The organism is Nostoc sp. UCD121, assembly GCF_014222285.1.
Lineage (GTDB): Bacteria > Cyanobacteriota > Cyanobacteriia > Cyanobacteriales > Nostocaceae > Nostoc.
In genome coordinates this window covers 1-4,142 of sequence record NZ_JACKZS010000370.1, presented here as the reverse complement: position 1 = coordinate 4,142, position 4,142 = coordinate 1, and the positions used below count along the sequence as shown (strand labels likewise).

The following is a 4,142-nucleotide window of genomic DNA, read 5'->3' as shown; positions in this document are numbered from 1 at the left end:
TCCTAATACTTAAATAAGATAATTTTAATGTTGATTAAATTACAAAGTAAAAAATATTTCTAAGTAGCCAGGTATACTTTAAACAATTTTCTTGTAGTCATTAAACAAACTTGACACATTTAAGGCAAGTCGATTAAAAAAGCCTCTTCTGGCTAAGACCGAGGTTGCTTGCTGGAACTATATTTAACGATAAAAAAGCCCGTACTAAGTTGAGATTATTCTTTAAAAAAGTTTTATTAATCCACTTATTTTAATTGTTACTGCTTTAACGATATTTTGTAAGTATTTATTCGTAGTTAACGGATTTTTTTAAGATTTTACTCTTACCAGAAGCTCTTGGTTGTTTGCTGATATTAAATAGCGATCGCTCAAAATAACAGAATTATCATTGAATAGTAGATACTTGTACTGGCATCTATCCTAAGTAATAAATAAGACCGTATAAAAATGTGTTCAAGAATACATTTTAGATTTAAACCTTAAGATAGATGCGATCATAGAAAATAAAATATAAGCTGAGGCAGTTTTTTCATGTAATAAAACTTCCTTGGGACAGAGGCACCACTGCTTTAATCTCCCCTGCTCCCTGCCCCGTTCCCCCTGCCTCTTCTTGACGGGGACGAGCATCATAGTGTTATAACGGCATCAGTCTAGATCCAAAATAGGGAACACCAATTGATGATTAATTGCTGGTGCCTGGAGAGAGTTAAACTTAGCTTCTAGAGCAAACCCTGATTAGACAAGGTTGATAAGCAATGCTAATGCCAGCACTGCTGATATTTTTAGGCAGGTGGGTCAAGAGTGATGAATGAAGCTGACACCTCAAATAAGGGGGCTGTGATGGAATCCCTAAATTCTGCTAATTCGCCACAATCGGAGCAGGCGAGTTGTCCCTTTTACTCAGTTGTGCCTAATGAGAATATGGCAGTTAAACAACTGCCACTCCTCATGCCGGCTGAAGATAGACAATTTTCAAAAGATACCACCCAGCAGGACTGGGTTGCAGAACCAGAAATCGGCAAGCAAGCACTTATTGATTCAGAATTTCAGAACCTGCTGGCATTGAACGAGGAATTGCGTGCAGCTAACAATAACTTGTATGAACAAGTAGAGCAGCTAAAAGACAATTTAGCTGAGTCTGAAAAGGTTTTGCAGTGGCAGAAAACGCGCTCTAGCGTTACTGAGTCGATGCTCAACCAACATACTCAGGAACTAGCTGCGGCTCAAGAACAGATAAAATCTTTATTTCAACAATTAGAAATTGCCGTACAAACTATTCAACGTCAGGAAATTTTCACTGATAGTTATAAAGCACAGCTACAAATTAGCCAGCAACGCCTTGCCCAGCTAGAGCGAGAATGTACGTTGTTACACACTAATAACAGCGAACAGTCTGAGCAGTTATTGCAGTCAGAAACTGTTTGTCGGGAGTTACGTACTAGGCTGATGCGACAACAACGTCAGACACTGCAATTTAAAGCGGCTCTGGAAAAATGTTTAGATACATCGGTTCCTAGCTATGACTCCTTAGAAGATACTGCACAACACCCCAAAGACATAACTAGTAGCCAAGGAAGATTTTCTAGAAAAGCTCGGTCTTTGTTTCCTAATGCCCAGCCAATTAAACCTTGGTCAGCAGAATCAGAATCATTGACTGAAAATGAAGATGATTCTTGGGGTGAACCGTCAGCACCAATCCCATTCCAAAGAACTGAACCGAGTACCCCGCCACCATCTTCTTGGAACTGGTCAGTTAAGCAAAATACCCCAAAATCAGCAGAACCTCCTGCCCCCTCTCCAAAAATTGACGATTCCCCAGATACACCTGAAGCTGTTTCAACTTCGGGATCATCCAATTTAGATCAGCAATTAGATAGTCTCATCCAAATGTTTTTCACTTCCCAGCCTCCATCTGCATCACCACCGCCTACTGCAAAAACAGATGTGGATGCTAATAATGCCCCTGTCTGGGAGACTCTGGCAACAATATTAGAAGATGATGAGGAAGTAGAAAATCAACGGGAGAAGGAGTTGAAGGCAGAAATTAATCCCCCTGTAACTACCTCTACTTCTTGGACAACAGATTCTGTACTTTCACCAACCAATAACTTACTGGTGTCTTCTACCTCCTTCCACACTGAGCCGCCTATTGGAGAAGCTGAAGATTACTGGTCAGAAGTGTCTCAATTGTCACAGTTGGAATTGTCAGAAAATGATTTTTCCCCAGAGTCATTAGGTGATAACACTAATGACGGGAATTCACCTTCACCTGTGGTTTATCCCCAACGTCCACCCAAGGGGCGTAAGTCATTGGCATCTGTGGAACTACCGAATTTTCGCCCCAAAGGTCAATAGTTAGCTGTCATTTGTCATTTGTCATTTGTCATTTGTCTAAATACTTAGACCAATGACCAATGACTAAATACTTCTCTACCAGAGGCTGCACCCTAAGCGTAGCTATCCGCAGGCTTTACGACTACGCTCAGGACAGGCTCACTACAAGTGACCAATGACCAATGACCAATAACTAATTGAGAATCCTTGCTTCTGACTTCGGAATTACGGCTTCTGGGTTGGCTTTTGCTACTTGAGAGCGCGATCGCGGTTTGCCTGTGGCGATCGCATAATTAATCGCCAATAGCCACAGCCACAAGCCAGGATTTCGGGGTTCTAGCCAAAAACCTACCCGGTTTAAGAAGCGCCCAAACCAGGGACTTAGTAAAGCGCTAACAAGGGCATGACGACCGAAATTGAAATAACTACCAAGCCATCGCATTAAATCTCTAGGCCCAGCCAGTTCCCAAATCCATAAAAGTAAAGCAGGATTTTTCCTAGCGGCTTTGAGTGCTAGGCGGTTAAAGGTTAACCAATCACACCTATCTTTGATAAAGTTATCTGCTACTTCTTGGGGTTCATCTGCTAACAGTCCAAAGAAGGTGTTGAGCATGGAGTTAATGCGCTGGGGTGGTAAGAATTTCCCAGTGGGTACCATCATGCCTTTGGAAAATAGCCAAGTCACGGAAACGTTGCTTTGGTAAGCCCGAATTTGGTTCAAGTGGCGGAAACTCAATAAGTCGTGTTTGAGAGCAGTATCCAATAGTGTTGTTAAGCGCTCTAAGTTGCGAACTAGCGAACCAAAACCGGTGAAGACGAGGGGAGACTGGAGTGATGCGGCATCGCCGATCGCAATCAATCGATCGAAGGCAACTGTGCGATCGCTACTTCCTACACTAAAATGCCCCGGTATATACCCAAATGTCGGCTTCTTCCACACCAATTTGTCCATATCGCACCTGCGATACTCTGGCAAAATTGTGAAAAAGTCCTCGTACATCTCTAGCAAGGAACCAGGATTTTCAGCATTGACTTCATGGTAATGAAATAAATAAATCGTCAATTCATCATCTGCTGCGGGAAACAGTTCCCAAATCAACTGCCTTCCCCGCGAAATATCCCCATGACTATAAAGAACGTCCCCGTATTGCGAATCCCATACTCCCGGCTCAAATCCGCTCTCAATTACCGCTCCTACTGTTGGGCATACGCTATCAAAGGCACGACCACCATTTAACTGCCAAGCGATAGGTGATGCAGTTCCCATTGCATCTATTAGCAGTCGCCCACTTACTTGTTTTTCAACTTGACTAGGTAAGTGCTTGACTTGCAACAGAACTTGTGATATATCAATATCTGCACGCATAAATTCTGTTTCATCCCAGATTTCGCCGCCTGCCGCTTGCAACTTTTGCCCACACATTTGGAGCCATTTATCGGAATCTAAGCCTAAATTTAGGACTGTGGGTGTGTGCAGAACGGGCGATCGCAGTTTGGATGGGTTGTTCGCATCAAAAAACTTATTGAATCCATCTTTGTATTCCCTAGCAATGATGGTTTCTAACTCAGCGGGGGTGACTAAACCCAGGTTAACTAAGCTTTGAATTTCATCGCGAGAAATATTCCATTCTCGGTTCATCCGGCCAAAGGGCATTCGTTCCACCAGCAGGACTTTATATCCTAGTTTTGCCATCAATGCTGCATGAATCGCGCCTAGTGCGCCGCCGATATAAATGATGTCGTAAGTAGGGGATGAGGAAGATGAGGAGGATATTATTTTTCCCTCTCCCCCTGCTCCCCTGCCCCCC

At 43.0% G+C, this 4,142-nt stretch carries 2 protein-coding genes; one reads left to right on the top strand and one right to left on the bottom strand.

The window, feature by feature from the left end:
- The first annotated feature begins 804 nt into the window (after positions 1-804).
- Positions 805-2,355 carry a hypothetical protein gene (locus GNF10_RS35645; RefSeq protein WP_185585446.1) on the top strand — a complete coding sequence of 517 codons (1,551 nt, stop codon included), beginning with the start codon at positions 805-807 and terminating at the stop codon, positions 2,353-2,355.
- A 172-nt stretch (positions 2,356-2,527) separates the two neighbouring features.
- Here the strand turns inward: GNF10_RS35645 and GNF10_RS35640 are convergent.
- Positions 2,528-4,142 (bottom strand): NAD(P)/FAD-dependent oxidoreductase (locus GNF10_RS35640; RefSeq protein WP_185607431.1); only part of this gene is annotated, 1,615 nt, incomplete at its 5' end.